Source organism: Reichenbachiella sp., assembly GCF_965233835.1.
Classification (GTDB): Bacteria; Bacteroidota; Bacteroidia; order Cytophagales; family Cyclobacteriaceae; genus Reichenbachiella.
Window position 1 is genome coordinate 1,191,645 of the sequence record NZ_OZ247585.1, and the last position, 16,432, is coordinate 1,208,076.

Annotated in this window: 11 protein-coding genes and 1 tRNA gene; 4 read left to right on the forward strand and 8 right to left on the reverse strand. The window is 40.9% G+C overall.

Going from position 1 to position 16,432, the window contains the following annotated elements; translation table 11 throughout:
• Positions 1-7: 7 nt before the first annotated feature.
• Entirely contained in the window at positions 8-3,340 is a 3,333-nt protein-coding gene (locus tag ACO6S2_RS05110) for a CHAT domain-containing protein (protein ID WP_422361442.1), read from the reverse strand.
• A gap of 161 nt (positions 3,341-3,501) precedes the next feature.
• Between ACO6S2_RS05110 and ACO6S2_RS05115 the strand changes: the two genes are divergently transcribed.
• Together ACO6S2_RS05115 and ACO6S2_RS05120 are read left to right on the forward strand one after the other, a co-directional pair.
• Positions 3,502-3,849, forward strand: a complete 348-nt coding sequence (locus tag ACO6S2_RS05115; protein WP_422361443.1) for a PadR family transcriptional regulator — start codon at positions 3,502-3,504, stop codon at positions 3,847-3,849.
• On the forward strand, positions 3,836-6,439 hold the full coding sequence (locus ACO6S2_RS05120) for an ABC transporter permease (RefSeq protein ID WP_422361444.1): 2,604 nt from the start codon (positions 3,836-3,838) through the stop codon (positions 6,437-6,439). Before ACO6S2_RS05115 ends, ACO6S2_RS05120 begins: the two co-directional genes overlap by 14 nt.
• Before the next feature lie 61 nt (positions 6,440-6,500).
• On the opposite strand, the gene ACO6S2_RS05125 is transcribed toward ACO6S2_RS05120, so the two are convergent.
• The 5 genes from ACO6S2_RS05125 to ACO6S2_RS05145 form a co-directional block, all read right to left on the reverse strand.
• Positions 6,501-7,619, reverse strand: coding sequence for a beta galactosidase jelly roll domain-containing protein (locus ACO6S2_RS05125; RefSeq protein ID WP_422361445.1), 1,119 nt, complete (start codon positions 7,617-7,619; stop codon positions 6,501-6,503).
• Entirely contained in the window at positions 7,616-8,164 is a 549-nt protein-coding gene (locus tag ACO6S2_RS05130; RefSeq protein WP_422361446.1) for an aspartyl protease family protein, read from the reverse strand. Before ACO6S2_RS05130 ends, ACO6S2_RS05125 begins: the two co-directional genes overlap by 4 nt.
• 98 nt (positions 8,165-8,262) lie before the next feature.
• Positions 8,263-8,955: a response regulator transcription factor gene (locus tag ACO6S2_RS05135; RefSeq protein ID WP_422361447.1), complete on the reverse strand. Its 693-nt coding sequence runs from the start codon at positions 8,953-8,955 to the stop codon at positions 8,263-8,265.
• Positions 8,952-10,532 carry a sensor histidine kinase gene (locus ACO6S2_RS05140; protein WP_422361448.1) on the reverse strand — a complete coding sequence of 527 codons (1,581 nt, stop codon included), beginning with the start codon at positions 10,530-10,532 and terminating at the stop codon, positions 8,952-8,954. The genes ACO6S2_RS05135 and ACO6S2_RS05140 overlap by 4 nt, the downstream gene beginning before the upstream one ends.
• Before the next feature lie 54 nt (positions 10,533-10,586).
• Positions 10,587-12,998, reverse strand: a complete 2,412-nt coding sequence (locus ACO6S2_RS05145; RefSeq protein WP_422361449.1) for an ABC transporter permease — start codon at positions 12,996-12,998, stop codon at positions 10,587-10,589.
• Positions 12,999-13,239: 241 nt separating this feature from the next.
• Here ACO6S2_RS05145 and ACO6S2_RS05150 point away from each other — a divergent pair, with 241 nt between their 5' ends.
• Both ACO6S2_RS05150 and ACO6S2_RS05155 read left to right on the forward strand, forming a co-directional pair.
• Positions 13,240-13,929 (forward strand): SGNH/GDSL hydrolase family protein, encoded by a 690-nt coding sequence (locus ACO6S2_RS05150; protein ID WP_422361450.1) that lies wholly within the window; start codon positions 13,240-13,242, stop codon positions 13,927-13,929.
• A gap of 95 nt (positions 13,930-14,024) precedes the next feature.
• On the forward strand, positions 14,025-14,714 hold the full coding sequence (locus tag ACO6S2_RS05155; RefSeq protein ID WP_422361451.1) for a hypothetical protein: 690 nt from the start codon (positions 14,025-14,027) through the stop codon (positions 14,712-14,714).
• Positions 14,715-14,923: 209 nt separating this feature from the next.
• Here the strand turns inward: ACO6S2_RS05155 and ACO6S2_RS05160 are convergent, their stop codons facing one another.
• Positions 14,924-15,886: a DUF2167 domain-containing protein gene (locus ACO6S2_RS05160; protein ID WP_422361452.1), complete on the reverse strand. Its 963-nt coding sequence runs from the start codon at positions 15,884-15,886 to the stop codon at positions 14,924-14,926.
• A gap of 454 nt (positions 15,887-16,340) precedes the next feature.
• Positions 16,341-16,412, reverse strand: a tRNA-Glu gene (locus ACO6S2_RS05165).
• Positions 16,413-16,432: the final 20 nt, after the last annotated feature.

Below are 16,432 nucleotides of genomic sequence, written 5' to 3' on the forward strand. Positions count from 1 at the left end.
AAGGTCGTTACCTTCCCACTATGTTAAAAGCGCCCCAGTATTTTGGATTAGGGTGTTTTTCTTTTAGTTGAAGTTGAGCATTTCTGAAAGCCAGGTGTTTGTCTTTCGTGGTGCTTAGGTTTTGATAAAAATTAATCATCAAATCCATTGTGGTTTGGTCATTAACTTTCCAGAAACTCATGACCACTGACTTACTTCCTGCTATCAAAAATGCACGTTGCAACCCGTAAACACCCTGACCATTTTCTATATGTCCCATTCCAGTTTCACAGGCAGAAAGAACTACCATTTGCGTTTCATTTAGGTTGAGGTGCATGGCTTCATAGGCCGTAAGAATTCCATCTTCACCTTGTTCTGACTGGTTCTGATATTTGCTGGAAGCACCACTGAGAAATAGACCGGAGTAAAAGAGGGGATTGTCTTTAGGGCTGGTTTCTTCGAAGTAACCATGGGTGGCGATGTGCAGAATGGTAGTGTTCTCCAATTCCTTTATCCTTTCCTCAAGTGCGTCTTCCCCGGTTAGCACTTTTGTTTTCCATTTAGTTTCGTCCAGAATGGACTCGATAGTCGTGACTTCAGAGTAAGTGCCTGGCAGCGGCTCCAGATTCTCTATGTTGGTAAACGCACGTGTTGCAATGGTCTTTTGATGTGGACTCGATTTGGAAGTGGATACTCCTGCTCCCAAATGATAGGTAGGAAAACCAACTAAAAGAATTTCACCTCGAGTAGGTAGGAGCGAGTTAGCTTTGAGCAAGTCGCGCGTACTTGTAACTAAACGGACGTCCATTTCATCAATAACAAATTGATTGGTCGTTGGGTTTAATAGCGTATTAACATTGATTTTATGGTACACACCGTCTCCAGATAGATATACACGATCTATCCCCGAAAGTTCATCAGCAATGGCTTTCCAATAGACATCGTACGATTTGCGGTCATCCAGCTCATAGGAAACAGCATTACTATATGCCTGATACTTCTTCCCTTCAAGCTCGTTTCCGTTTTTTATACGGATAAAGTTAACCTCAGTGCTCCCGCCCTTAAGAATCATGGCGAGGTAATTTATCTGTTCGGTAAACTTACCTCCATTGGTAAAATCATAGGTTCTGAATCTGATCATTTCAATGGCCGCCTCTCCTGGTTTAAGTGCCTGTAATACTTTTTGAATTAATTCTGGTTCGTAGACCGAACTAGAAGGCGCCATGCCCATAAGTTGCAATTGGATTTGAAGGCTGTCAATTTCGTGTTGAATATTTTGCGCATCGACTCCACGATTATTCATTTCTTCGGGCGACAAGGATACTGATCTGGCGAGCAAGTTTTTCTTATCCATAAGGTCTTGAAAAGTGGTTTTTAACGCCTTGTCATCTGACTTCATGATAGCGTTTTGGATCTTCACTTGGTCATTGAATAACAATCCTTTGAGCAACAATTGATTTTCTAGCACTTGGTTCAACGTGTTTTGGTCAAACTCAGATTGGTTAAGTGCATATGAATTGAAGGATTCGAAATGCCTTTTCACATCTCTATAAAACAACAATTTCCCATTTTCGCTCATGGCTGGGAAATAAGTGAAAATTTGGTTGATTAATTTGTTGTTAAGCGCCTGATAATTTCCATTGGCTAAGTCGTTCATTTCAAGATTTATTGCTAGTCCAATGTAATTCTCGAGAAAAGGAATAATCGATGGGTGATTAGGCGATATTTCTTCTAGTTTGGAAAAATGTGTAAAGGCTTTTGAAATAAAGTCCCAAGCTTTTTCATACTCTCCCTGTGCATAGTAAACTTCGGCGCTACCTAAATCTAGTACCGCGTCCTGATCAGAGAAAGAATATACTTCTCTGGTTTTGTTCATTTGCTCAATTACTATCCTCGCGGAGTCAACTTTATTAAGTGCAACTAAGGAAATCGCCAATTCTTTTTGTGCCAGCACATATTTTAATTCTGAAGAACCAGAGATTTCACCGAGCGCCATTTTGTGGTAGTAAACAGCGCTGTCAGCCTGACCCCATTTGCGATAATAGCTGCCCATATTGATATAGGCATCATACAATTGAGCAGACTGGTTGTTTTTATTTAGAAAGGTCAAAGAAGCTTTTGCATACTCAATTGTTTTGGGGTAATCTCCCCAGGTATAGTACACCATAGAAAGATTTGCTGCCAGACTAGCTTGGTCTGTTGCCAGATTATTTTTTATAGCCAAATCAAGGGCTTGTTTGCCAATTTGTGCCGCAGCGCCATAGTTGCCAATTTCTCTGTAACAGTGGGTAAGCCAGGATAGAATAGAGGCCTGCCAGGCTGGCTGAGCTAAGGCATACTGACCATAAAGGTCATTGGATTGATGAAGTAAATCGATGGCACTAAAAAAGTCGTAGGCCTGAGCCAGGCCTACTGCTTGCATATAATATTTAGGATAGCCCTGGGCATCAATGGGTGATTCATCATTGGTTTCCTTAAAGTTGTAATTGGCTAATTCAGGATAGTTTTGAATGTATGAGGTCAAGTATTGCTCGGTGGCTGGATTGTCTTTCAACGCGTCTTTGATCAAAGAAATGGCTGCCGGCGTATTTGAACTCATCAGTTCTACTCCAGCTAAAAGCATCTTAGCATATCCGAAGTCTGGAAAATAATCTAGACTCTGCTGGAAGTGAGTTCTCATTTTTTGCAAATCACCTAAGGCCCAATAGACCTGCCCTAGGGCGAAATTCGCCTTGTAGTTTTTGGGTGAGATGGCCAAAGCTTTTTCGTAGTGATTGATAGCTTGATCGGCCTGACTTAGGCTAGTATAGTAGGCTCCTAATTCCTGATGCAATTCAAACAAATTGGGGTCTAGGGAAAATGCCTTTTGCACATATTCGTGTTCTACCTTGTTGGCTGCCTCTATAGGCAGCTGAGTCCATAAGTAGTAATAGGCTCGGCCTGAAGATGGAAACTTTGATCTGGCATCTTCGAAATCTAATGATGCGCTTTCGGCTCTGTTGTTGTACAGATACATCATGCCCCTGAAAAGGAGGTAATCCGGCTGGTTACTGTTTATGGTCGTCAGTTGTTCGGCTAGGTTGAGTGCATCTTTGTATTCTATTTGCGCCTTTTCAGCTTTGTTATTGAATTGGTATTGATTGCCCAATTCGAACTTGGATTTGGCTAGTCCCCAAAGCGCTGACTCATTTTTATTTCTATCCCACGACTTTTGATAAGACTGAATGGCTTTTGAATAGTTTAGCTCTTCAAATAATTCATTTCCCTGACTCAGCCAAGTATCAGACTCATCAGCTTGACCCAAGAGAAAAGTAGTTACAAAAAAGAATAAGATAGTGATTAACGTCCGGTAATAGGTCATTGGTTTTTTGCTCGTGTTATGCCTGCAAGATGATATGATTCAAGGAACATTCAAAATGGCCAGCGCACATTGACCAGGGGCATATGTAACATTCAATATTCATATTTGTAGGATTTGATTAAACAATTTATACATTTGTATAAATTGATAGTTGTAATGTTATGAAAGGAACCCAATTAGGAGAGTTTGAAGAAGTAGTATTGCTAGTGGTTGGATTGCTGTTTCCAAATGCTTATGGTGTGAATGTAAGGCAAGAAATAGAGTCTCAAATAGGTCGTAAGGTTGTGTTGGGGGCTATTCATTCTGCCTTGAATAGATTGGAAAGCAAAGGCTTTCTGGTATCGAAGTTGGCAGATGAAACCCACGTCCGAGGAGGGAGACGAAAACGTCTTTTTCAAATCACAGCCAGCGGAAAAAAAGCATTGGAAATCAATCGTGATCTGCGCAATCAACTATGGAATCAAATCCCCGATGTAGCATGGAAGGCACTCAGTTATGAAGTCATCTAAGCAATCATTTCCTCCCCAAATAGCTGATCGATTTCTGAGATGGTTTTGTAAAAAAGAGCTGTTGGAGGAGATCAAAGGGGACCTCCATGAAATATATTTTGAAGAAACTATTGATATGCCTCGGTGGCGGGCGCATCTGTTTTATTGGATTCAAGTGTTCAATTTTCTTCGCCCGTTTGCCATCGATGGTCAAAACTCAAAAAACACAATCATGATTTTTAACTACTTCAAATTCGCCAGGCGTAATCTGGTGAAACACAAAACCAGTGCGTTTCTTAATATTATAAGCTTATCGGTTGGAATTGCCTGTTTTACTTTCATTGCTGCATACATATATTCTGAACTCAAATACGATAGATTTCATGAGAAGGCAGAGAACATCTATCGTGTGCCCATAGACTTTGTGGATAGTAAGGGGAATCGATTGCCTGACGCAACCACCCCTCCAGCATTGGCACCTGCATTGAAAAGAGACTTTCCTGAAGTACATTCAACCGTGCGTTTGTTTCCTTCATGGGGTGGCCAGTTTAGGTTGAAAACTGAAGATGGTCGGCAGTTTTTCGAAACAGATTTCCTCCGAACTGACTCCACATTTTTCACGGTTTTTACTTTTCCTTTTCTACATGGCGACTCAAAGTCAGCTTTGAATGCCCCTGACCAAATGGTTATTTCAAAAAAAGTGGCCTTAAAATATTTTGGAAGGGAAAATGTACTGGGAGAAAAAATAATACTGATGGGTGATGAAAATAAAACCTATCAAATATCCGGAGTGCTTGATAACCTTCCTGAGGAGTCACATTTTCATTTTGATTTTTTAACTAAGCTCGACTTTGATGGGCTAGAACAAAACTGGGGATGGTACAACTACTATACCTATATCAGAATGAATGAGGGCGTGGATATGAGCGCTTTTGAGACTAAGCTTCAACCATTTTACGAAAGTTATCAAGAGGAGGGAGAGGAGCACTACAATAAAATTTACACCCAACCATTAACAGACATACATTTGAAGTCACACCTGAAATGGGAACTAGAGGCCAATGGTGACATCAATAACATTTACATCTTTGGAGGTCTTGGGCTGTTTGTACTTTTTGTGTCTTGCCTTAACTATATCAACCTGACCATTGCTCAGTCCGTCCGCCGATTTAAAGAAGTGGGTGTACGAAAAGTCTTTGGAGCTCATCGTTCTGCTCTAGTTAGTCAGTTTATGGTAGAGACATTTCTGACGGCGGCAATCGCTTTGGTCGCTGGTTTCGTACTCACAGAATTGGCTTTCGTGCAGCTGAATGCCATGTTGGATAAACAACTGACACTGCTCGATGGGCAGGGAATTATATTTATGTTTTCCGTAGGTGTCGTAGTTCTCATAGTAGGTTTGTTGTCAGGTATTTTTCCAGCTTATCATTTAACAGCATTCCAGGTTGCGCTTGCAGTAAAGGGAATAAGAGGCCATTCAGGTACATCAATCAAGAAGATTAGAAGTACGTTATTAGTGCTTCAATTTTCTATTTCCGCCCTAATGATTCTGGCGGCGTTGGTCGTCCATCAACAGTTAACCTATATGCAACAGGCTGATAAAGGCTTTGATCCCAATCAAGTATTAGTGATAGAGAATGGTGAAGCCGTCGGAAACTATACCACTTTTAAAAACAAAATATTGAACATTCCTGGAGTGCAAAATGTAGGAAATGCTAATGGTGTTTTAGGTCAATTGAATTGGACGACGAGAGTTGGTTATCCAGATCCATTTGTGATGAATTATATGGTCATAGATGCCGATTTTATTCAGACCATGGGTTTGCAACTGACCAGCGGTAGGTCGTTTTCTACTGACAGACCAACTGATAAAGAAGGCTGGACGATGATGGTGAATGAAACTGCAAGTAAGGAGCTGGGTTTAACGACTGATCAGATAGGTCAAACGTTACCAATCACAACCATGGAGGACTCTATCATCTACGGAACCATTGTGGGTGTGCTCAAAGATTTTCAGTTTACGGATATGAAAATCGAAACGAAGCCCTTTGCATTTTTCTATCGAGATGAGCCGCTTGATTTTATAAATTTAAGCATTTCAGGCAGCAACATACAGGAGACCCTAATGGCCATTGAGAGCGAATGGAGAACGTTATCCGGTGATGCCCCCCTTGAGTCTTTTTTCCTAGATCAAGTGTATGAGGACTTACTTCAAGAAGAAAATGTGCTAAGCCAATTGATGCTTGGTTTGACCTTTCTTTCATTTTTTATTGCCTTTATAGGTATGTTTTCTATTGCCAATATTCGGCTGAAAGACAAAACAAAAGAGATTGCAGTGAGGAAGGTGTTAGGCTCTTCAGTCTTTGATGTGATGCAGTTGATGACGGTCAAGTTTGTGAAGCTTGTATTGCTATCCAATATGATCAGCATACCTTTAGCCTACTACTTCGCCCAAACTTGGTTGACCAACTTTAGTTATCGTACTCCACTAGGTTGGGGAATTTTTGCCATTGCGTTTATTTCTACACTACTGGTAGTTATAATAGTGGTTGGTAGTCAATCTATTCGTGCAGCGCGTGCGAACCCTGTTAAGAGCTTGCGGCAGGAATAGAAATGAAATTGTAAAAGATCTTATCTTTTTGATAAGGTCTTTATTAGAAAAGCACTCGTAATCACCTCCTGTCCCTAATCATTCTGGTCACGTCCTTTTCTGAGACAATTCCCACGGGGCCGGAATAGATGCCGCCTTCCAGACCAATGTCCTTTACCTTCACGGCAATTGTGTTCTTGCCATTTTTATTCAATAGTCCTTTTGGAATGGGGTAAACACGGATTTTTTGGTACGATCTACTTTGGCCAAAATGTCCTTCATCATTTGTCTCACCTATTTTCTGCCCATTGAGGTAGGTGACATCGAAATCATCAATCCTTCCAAGTGTGAGGTAATAGGATTCTCCATTTTCAGGTTTAAAACTGAGTTCGAACGTTTTGCGATACCAAGCCGTACCATCTAGTGAGCGATAGCCTTGGTTGTCCCAATAAGAGGGCACCAGAACTACATCCCAGTTTTCGTCGTCCAAATTGGCCTCGTTGAAGTACTTTTTATTTGATTTGGTAAACCTCCATGGGCCATACAGATTTTGAAGTAGTTCCTCGCTTCCACCAGAAACATATACCCCTGGTTTGCCCTTCACAATTCCACCATTCTGATATTCGTCGTAGACCTTCACGGCTATGACATTGTCTCCTTCAAAATTGATGAGTTCGTTGCCAATAAAATAGGCACGATCAGAATTATAACCCGTTCGAAATCTAGGTGGGAAGTCTCCCGTTTTCCCCACCAATGTGCCATTCAAAAAGGTCTCGTCCACATCGTCGATGAAGCCAAGCATAAGATAGTGAGCTTCGTTTGGTCTCAAAGCGCGACCATCGAAATGCACCCGATACCAGGCAAAACCATCATAGCCATGGAATCCATCGTTTTCCCAATCTCCAGGTACTTTTATATTTACCCAGGAGTCATCGTTGTATGAAGGGTCTGCCCATTTATTTTCATTGCCAATTTGAAATTTCCAAGACTTTTCCAGATCGATTACACGATAGTTGTTTTCAAACTTATTCTGAACGGGATGCTCTTCATAATGATCAAAAAAATCGTCGAATAGGAGTTCCCAAAAACTGGGCTCTTTATCTCGGTGGTCATTTTTCTGAGCCTGTAGATCTCTTGATCCGCACAGAACGATAATCAAGACGGATAATAGAGCCGGATATATGTTATTCAACTTGATCATCTTTTTGAATTGGCATTTTTTGCAATAATAATCTCTTCCGATTCAAACTTACGTTCTCCCCTTTTCTTCTTTGTTTTTACCTTGATAGAAGCTGTTCCAGTACTCATATCTATGACAAATCCGTGATTTCTCATCATGTGTGTGCCTACAATCGCAGATATTTTCTTACCTGTTCGTAGTTGGATTGATTGGACTACGGTAGAAAGGTCGAAAGCATACGACGGTCCCTTCAGCTTTATATGACCGTATTTAAATGTTGCTTGAGAAGTTTCCATCAGCCTATTGTTCGTTGAACTTAAGCCGGATATATTAAATCGTCCCGTGCTTGACGAGCTCGTATGAAAACCATACTTTTTTTGTGCCCCCGTATCCAGTACAGTGAATTCTGAACCAGTATCCAGCAGTACCCACGTCTTTTTGTTGTTTAGTGTCATTTGAATAATTGGTTTTCCTCTGAACTTTGTTTCCACTGTTTCAAAACCTTGTGCGTGAACTGGACTCAAGGCATATCCAAGTGTAGTGATAATAAGTAATAGCGTTTTCATTGTTTTGAGTTTTATGTTATTGAATAATTCAAAATAACACTCCCTCATGTTACCGTGTGTCACCAGCGGGTAAACAGATGTCACAAGATGTCAAATGCTCAAGCTCCGATCATTTTGTATCCCATGCCATGCACGGTCAAGATAATTTTTGGGTCATTAGGGTTCGTTTCTACCTTTTGTCGTAGTCTTAAAATAAAATTATCGACCGTTCGGGTAGTGGGGAACTCATCATACTTCCAAATGTTTTTTAGTAGTTCGTCCCTACTCACAATTTCTTGTTGATGATCCTTCAAAAACTTCAATACTTCAAATTCTCTGTGCGACAGTTTTACCTCCTGTTGATCAACTCTGGCAATAAAATTTTTGAAGTCTACTTCCATCAGTCCGATTTTTTCGAATTGTTGAGTGGAAGTATTTACTGCGCCTTGCGTTCTTCTCAAAACAGCTTTGACTCTGGCCAGTAGTTCCCTTAAGCTAAAAGGTTTGGTGATGTAATCATCAGCTCCTAGTTCTAGCCCCAACACACGATCAATTTCTTCACCTTTGGCAGTGAGCAGTATGACGGGTACTTTGTTACCGTCCATTCTCAATTTCTTGCACACATCAAAACCTGAGAGTTCGGGCATCATCACATCCAATACAATCAAATCATAGGATTGCTCTTGCACCTTTTGAAGTGCTACTTTTCCATCTTCTGCCTGATCTACTTCATATCCTTCGAACAATAGATTATCAGCCAGACCTTCACGCATCGCAGGTTCATCATCTACTACTAATATCTTATTCATCATTCACGATTTTGTTTAATTATTGGAAATTTCAAAGTAAATGTACTGCCCTTATGAGGTGTGGAATCCACAACCACTTCACCTTGATGTGATTCCATAATGTGCTTGACCAGACTTAGTCCAAGCCCAGTTCCTTTTGTTTTTTGCGTTAGTGCCCCTTCTACTCGATAAAATTTGTCGAATATATGGTTCTGTGCGGAGTTAGAAATACCAATGCCGTTGTCTTTCACTCTGCAGCAAGCAAACCCGTTGGATTCAAAAGTAGTAAGTTCAATTTCCTCTTGGCCATTGCCGTACTTCACAGCATTTTCAATCAAGTTGGACAAGGCTTCTTCGAAGGCCTGTTCGTCTACCGAAATGAATAGTGGTGACTGGGATAGTTTGAGGTTGCAGTTTACCTGGTGCTCCAAAAAATAATGACTGAAGTTTTCGTGAATTCTGCTCGTCAATGTATTCAGTTCACTTTTTTCAAATCGATAAGTTTTTCGGTTGCCTTCAATTCTGGAAAAATCCAGGATGTTGTTAACAAGGAAGGTTAGTCTACCCGATTCATGATGAATAGTCGAATAGTATTGCTTTTTCTTCTCTTCAGAAGGAACCCTGCCCAGCATCAGCGTTTCTGCATACATGCGAATGAGCGAAAGGGGAGTCCGTATTTCGTGAGATACGTTGGACACAAAATCGGACTTTAGCTGCGCCACCTTTAGTGTGTTTTTGATGTTTCGGATCATTAGGAATGCTCCTATTAATACGACCATTACCGAAAAAAGTAAGAAGTAAAGATTCTCACGGGATCGGTTTTGGATCAAATCGGTATAGCTCTTGCCTTTGGATTGAATATAGAGATAGGTATTTGGCAAAATCCATAGATTCCTTCTAATAAATTTCTTTTTTAAGCTAAATAGTGTGGTTTGATAAAATAGATAGGGGGACTGTTGGGTTTCTTTGTGCCAGTTGCCTACGGCTATAGTGAACTGATCTTGGTCTATTTTCTGCATCTGAAGACCCAAAATCTGCTCGACCCAGAATTTTTTTTCTAAAATGAAAAGTGCGTTGTATAAAACAGAATCTTCATTATAAACCATCACAGTAACACCAGTCTGATCCGGACGAAGCCCCGATATGGTTTGCCAATCGTCGGCTGGTTGAATTTTTTGAAAACCTGCGGCCAAATATTCAGACAGTCGATTGATCACAGAATCTTTGCGATCATACCAGTCTGCCACTTTTTGGTAGGTACTGTCATTTATTTCCACGTAATCATTGGCATATATGCTGTCTTGCTTGGTTTCAGTATTTCGTAATACCAGCATCTGAATGGACTCATTACCGATGATGAGTTGCCTCACATTCTCTTCCAGTGTGTTTTGCTGATCCGCCAGTTGCCGCATCCACCTGTTCATCATGTCATCGGCATATTGATTGAGAGAAAACAGAATGACATCCAGCTGCTTTTCATAAGCTGCGGCCGCCAATTGTTCGTCATCATCAAGAGACCTAACCTGAAGAAAGGCATAGACCAAGAGCGGAGCTACAGTAATGATGAGAATTAGAAATAAGGCTCGAACTTCTTTGGTCATTTGCGTGGTTTATTTACGCTAATAAAAGTAAAACATTTGTTAAGGTTTATTACTCTATTCATTACGCAATGTATCTGCAGGGTTTGCTCTGGCACCACGATAGATAGTAATGCTTGTGGTGGCCATGCCGATTAAAAATATGGTGAAGGCACTAAGCACGACCGGGGTTAGTTTTATCGGAATATGAAAGGCATAAATCAAATCCAAAATCCAGGCCGTGCCATAGTAACCACCTACGCTGCCAAGTAGACCAGCGATCACTAAAATATTTACAAATTCTTTGTTGAGTAAAACGAGGATGCTTTGCATGGTGGCTCCCAATGCTTTTCTAATACCCAATTCTTTGGTTCGTCTGGCGATGTTTAGTGAAGCCAGGGAGTATATACCTGATGCCGACAATAATCCACCCAGGATAGTGAGAAAAAGGAAGATCTTTTTCAGATTGCCGTTAGTCTGATTGCTTTCCGCCAGCAAGATGTCTTCCTGAAAATGGCTGGAATAAGGTTTGGTTGGGTACATCTGTTTCCACTGCTGTTCAAGGTAGTCATTGATCTCAGCGAGATCCTTAGCTTCGGCTCTTACTATCATGTTTCTCCATCGTTCTCCTACGGTGGCGTAGAAAATGTATGGTTCGGGCTCTTTGGATCTAAATACATTGTCCACAAAATCCTCGATTACTCCCACGATCTTTTTCTTCCGCTCCCGTATCGTAACATATTGACCAATAGGATCACCTTGGATGTTTAGTGTTTTCAAAAACTGTCGGCTCACTACGGCTCCTTCGTTGAAATCATTGGCCTTGCTATGATCTAGTGGCCTACCTTGAATAAAACTGAAATTCATGCTTTCGAAATAATTTTCACCAAATTCTAAATGCCTGACTTCCACTTCTTCACCTTGAAAGGAGATTGGATTTGGATAAGTGCTGTATCCTATTTGATGTTCTGTAGCGCCTACTTCTTGCACTTTTGGATTGAGTCTAGCCTTGGCGGCTAGGGCTTCATATTCTTTCTCACTTTTGATATCGACAAGCATGAGTTGATCCTTTTGATAGCCAAAATCAATATTTTCTTGAAATTTGGCATTTTGAATAAAGACCACCCCACCGATAAGAACCATCACAGAAATAGCAAACTGTATGGAAACTAAGGATCGGGTTATAAAATTTGAACCTCTGATTTGAACCTTCCCTTTTAACAGGGTAGTGGTGTTGAGTTTTGAACTGACTAGGGCTGGATAGATGCCGGCCAGTACAGCAGTAATGACTACTAGCAGGAGCAAGGTCATGGTAAGGTTTAGTGAACTCAGATCCTTAATGCCATAAGGCAAATCCCACATAGCCGTAAATTCTGGAACGATAATAGTCGACATTAAATAACCAGCCATTAGTGCTAGCAGTGCCATGATGACCGTTTCCAGCAAGAACTGAGTGGTGATTTGGCGTTTATTGGCGCCGAGAGATTTTCTTACACCAATTTCCTTAAGCCTATAGGCCAACATCGAGATGGATGTATTGGTAAGGTTGAAGCAGGCTATCAGCATGATCATCGATGCCAGAATGATAAAGACCAGAAGTGGTTCTATTTCGATCATATTGTTTACATAAGACCAGGTTAGGGTAGTCGGATCAATCTTAGATTTAAAAGGCTCCAGTGTTACTTTTTCAACCACTTGTTCCTTAAACGCTTCATTTCTTTGAGGAAGGTATTTGTCAAAATAGGAAGCTAATTCATTAGCTTTTTTTGGATCTTCCAGTTCGAAGAAAGTGGCTGGTACATTCCAATCTCCCCAGGGCGACTGATCCAATGCCCGCATTTCTTTAAAGTGTTCAAAGCGCATCAGCATAGGTATGTACAAGGAGTTATTTACCGGAACTTTGTCCAATACGCCTCCTACAGTTGCTTTTTTCACTACACCTCGTGCAAAACTTAAGGTCAATACTTTACCTATTGGATCCTCATCTCCAAAATACTTTTCCGCAATTCGTTTACTTAGAAAAATGCTATGCAAACTTTTAAATGCCTTGTGATCTCCAGCAATAAGTGGAAAATCAAAAAAATCGAAAAAGGCGCTATCTGCATAGGTGATATATTCACCGAAAGTATTGTTGGTTTGGGTAGCTTCGTTGATGTAACTCACACTTGCTCCTCCTCCCTGACTTCCGGCAAAGCGCACGAAACTTTTTATTCCGGCAATATCTTCAGCTGCCATGGGTCCCACGGGAGAAGGCGTACTAACTGCCTGCCTGAAATCTGATCCATTGATGACTACATGAGAATGTACACGGAATATGTTGCTTACTTTTTCATCATCATGAAAGTCGTCGAATTCAATATTGAAGGCTACTAGGATATAGGCTGTGAGGCAGCAGGCCATGGCTATGCCTAGACCTAGGGTGTTGATTATTACATAATTTTTGTTTTTCAGCAAGTTGCGGAGGGCAATGAGTAGATAGTTTTTGATCATGAGTTTAGCGTTTGGTCAAAGAAACGATGGTTTAGCTTTTTTCCAGTTCAATTTGTTTCAATCGATGTTTGAGAATGTCAAAAGATGTCACAAATCCAAGAGGATAATGCAATTCAGCAGAACAAAGACCCCTTGCTGTAGAAATGGTTGCCTTTTTCGGAGTGGAGTTAGGGGGCTGGGACAAACAGTTGTTAAGAATACAACCGAAGAGCTTATTAGTTAACTAACAAATTATTCAACGATGAAAAATTACAAGTTTGCTATAGCTGCTTTGGCTATATTGTTTTGTGTGAGCATAACCAGTTGTGCCGACGACTCTGAGGAACTCCCTAGTCCCACGCAACCTTCTAATCCCATTATTGATTACTCTGATGATTCAAATCTGAACCTTACAGATGCCAATATCTTGTTTATCGGCAACAGCCTCACGTATTCCAATGATTTACCAGGGTTAGTGAGACAATTGGGTAAAGAAAATGGAGCCGATATTGGTGTTAAGTCCGTAACCAGAGGTAACTATGCCTTGATTGATCACTGGAATGATGGTGTGATCCAAAAGGAAATTGCTGCTGGGCAATTTGATTTTGTTGTGGTGCAACAGGGACCATCTTCGCAGGCTTTCGGTCGAGAGGTACTCATTGAATATGGGAAACTGATCAACGATCTATGTGAAAAGCACGGAGCTAAAATGGCTTATTACATGGTTTGGCCTTCTCAAACTTATTACCATACTTTTGATGGCGTGATCAAAAATCATGAGGACGCAGCAGCCATTAATAAAACTTTGCTTTGCCCCGTTGGCCGTGTTTGGAAGCAGCACTTCGATACGACAGGTGATTTCTCTTATTATGGAGCAGACGGTTTTCATCCATCCTTAAAAGGAAGCCAGGTGGCCGCAGTGGTAATTGTTGAGAGTTTGTTTAACCAATGATAACAGACTAAAATTACAGATTTTGGGGTTGTACTTCACTTTTTGTAAGGGTTTTACATAGTATTAATGTTAGGATCAAGACAAGAAAAAAGGAAATGACAGTAACCAACCAAAAGTGGATCATTCTCTTTATCCTACAGTTTATTATAAGCTTAGCCGGCTGCAAGGATGATCCTGAGCCAATTTCAAATGCTTCTTCGAAAGCCAATCCTAACATATCTATAGCTGATGGCCCTGATCTCTCAGAGACAGACTATAACATTTTGTTTGTTGGGAATAGCCTCACCATTTACAATGATCTTCCAGGGTTAGTGGTAATTGAAGGAAAAAAACATGAGGTAGATATTGGAGTTAGGTCTGTTACTACGGGTGGATATACACTGGAGAGGCACTGGAATAATGGAATCCTACAGAAAGAAATAGCAACAGGTCTTTTTGATTTTGTAGTAATACAAGAAGGCACTTCGGCCAGCTTAAATGGCAGGAGTAATATGATTAAGTATGGAAGAAAAATAAAAGAAATATGTGATCAGAAAAACTCAAAGTTGGCATTTTTCATGACGTGGCCTTCTATTAATAATTACCATAGGTTTAATGAGGTGATAAAAAACTATCGAGATGCTGCCTCAGGAATGGATGCCATTTTGTGTCCTGTTGGTAGTGCTTGGAAGGAATACATTGATAAAACGGATGACTATTCTTACTATGACCCCGATCAACATCACCCTTCTCTTGAAGGGAGTCAGGTAGCTGCTGAGGTGATCTACACCACTTTGTTTGAATGATTCCACTACATAGCGAGTCCTTTACCAGGGAATGTCGACGACATCGGGTAAACGTTGCAATGGCTAACCGTCCGCCACCAGGATGAAAATCTGGAAGGGCCCAGAATTGTAAGCACCAAATGAATTGCTTTTGGCTATCTATAATTTTGATGTGCAGAAAAAAAGGAAGCCCAGAGGCTTCCTTTTTTTCTGCACATCATATTTTATGACTAGGCCTCAGATTGCGTCTGCGTCATGTCTTCTTTTTGTTCTGCAGGTCCACTGAAGAATGTCTTCTTTACAAATGCGATGATTGCTCCACCGCCAATCAGAATGAATTTCCAAAATTTGGCCAGAAATATGCCAATTACTTTAAAGAAGCCTGCCTTAGCGGCGAGCTTGCCCGCCACGAGCGCGCCGATACCATAAGCCGCAACTTCATCAACTTCAGGGTCGAAATCAAAATACGTATTACCTTCTGAAAACTGTACCCTGGCGAGAAGATTCTGCATGCTGGTTTTAACAGGTTTCAGCTGGGCAAGCCCAGCCACAGCATTCATTTGTAAATACCCATTTCTTCCTAATATTCTGATATCGTAGTTCAGTGTATTTTCTTCTGAGCCTTCGAAAAACAGATTTTTTGCCCAATACAACTTCTTTTCCTGAGCATCATAGTATGGGGTTTCGGCCCATCCAATAATTTGGTAGCTCCCATAACCCATTTCTTTGCGCAATTCGTTTTCTTCCTCCATGTCTTCCTTCATAGAATCCATAAGCCCGTCATAGTCTATTGATGCTGCGTCATCATCTTCAATGTACCCATCTTCAACATAGGATACGATCACGCCCCATCCGTCAAACATATATGGATTGATAGAATCAGGGAAGATCATACCCAAATTGTCCTGTGGAGGATTGCCCCATGCTTCTTCGAGAATCTTTTTTGTTTCAGTTGGATTCAGGTATTTAAAAGTGCTGTCCAGAGTCAAAGTCGCTAGTCCATCAGATAACTTGATTTTACCATATTGATAATTCAATAATGAATCCATCCGATAAGCTTCTTTGGCATAAGCAACAAACTCGGCAATCATAGCACTATCAGGTTCGACAGCTTCTGTTCCTTCTTGTGCAAATAGATTAGGAGCAACGAGTAATGTCATCGCTATGAGCAAATAATATTTTACCTTATTCATTGTTCGGTTTTTAGTGGGAGTAAATTTTTGCAGCTGGCAAACTAGCTCATTTATAGCACAAACAAAAAATGCTCAGCACAAGCTGAGCATTTGTAGTCCGTAGGAGGACCGATCGTAAAGAAAGCTTTCGGTGAAAGGTTTTAAAGAGGGGTCTGGACGCGGGGGACGAAGGCCAACGCATTATTGTGATTATTACAATAAAAAAGCCACTCAAACGAGTAGCTTCAATTGTAGCCCGCAGGGGAATCGATGGCATCGGCCAACCGCCCATGCTATCAGAATGAAAACCTGCGCGGCCGACTAGGATCCTAACTCCTAGATGAATGGACCGCGTAGCAAGAGTCAGTACAATTGATTAGCAATTTTATCCGGTATGATTTATGGCGTTCTTCTCGACACCGATTATGAGAAAAATATGGATACAAAAAAAGGAAGCCTTTTGAGCCTCCTTTTGTAGTCCGTAGGGGAATCGAACCCCTGTTACCAGGATGAAAACCTGGCGTCCTAACCCCTAGACGAACGGACCATTACTTGTCATAAAAAAAG

Excerpts from the sequence above, each read along its gene's own strand:
- ACO6S2_RS05110 (WP_422361442.1), bottom strand. The coding sequence starts at position 3,340 with ATGACCTATTACCGGACGTTAATCACTATCTTATTCTTTTTTGTAACT.
- ACO6S2_RS05115 (WP_422361443.1), top strand. The coding sequence starts at position 3,502 with ATGAAAGGAACCCAATTAGGAGAGTTTGAAGAAGTAGTATTGCTAGTG.
- ACO6S2_RS05120 (WP_422361444.1), top strand. The coding sequence starts at position 3,836 with ATGAAGTCATCTAAGCAATCATTTCCTCCCCAAATAGCTGATCGATTT.
- ACO6S2_RS05125 (WP_422361445.1), bottom strand. The coding sequence starts at position 7,619 with ATGATCAAGTTGAATAACATATATCCGGCTCTATTATCCGTCTTGATT.
- ACO6S2_RS05130 (WP_422361446.1), bottom strand. The coding sequence starts at position 8,164 with ATGAAAACGCTATTACTTATTATCACTACACTTGGATATGCCTTGAGT.
- ACO6S2_RS05135 (WP_422361447.1), bottom strand. The coding sequence starts at position 8,955 with ATGATGAATAAGATATTAGTAGTAGATGATGAACCTGCGATGCGTGAA.
- ACO6S2_RS05140 (WP_422361448.1), bottom strand. The coding sequence starts at position 10,532 with ATGACCAAAGAAGTTCGAGCCTTATTTCTAATTCTCATCATTACTGTA.
- ACO6S2_RS05145 (WP_422361449.1), bottom strand. The coding sequence starts at position 12,998 with ATGATCAAAAACTATCTACTCATTGCCCTCCGCAACTTGCTGAAAAAC.
- ACO6S2_RS05150 (WP_422361450.1), top strand. The coding sequence starts at position 13,240 with ATGAAAAATTACAAGTTTGCTATAGCTGCTTTGGCTATATTGTTTTGT.
- ACO6S2_RS05155 (WP_422361451.1), top strand. The coding sequence starts at position 14,025 with ATGACAGTAACCAACCAAAAGTGGATCATTCTCTTTATCCTACAGTTT.
- ACO6S2_RS05160 (WP_422361452.1), bottom strand. The coding sequence starts at position 15,886 with ATGAATAAGGTAAAATATTATTTGCTCATAGCGATGACATTACTCGTT.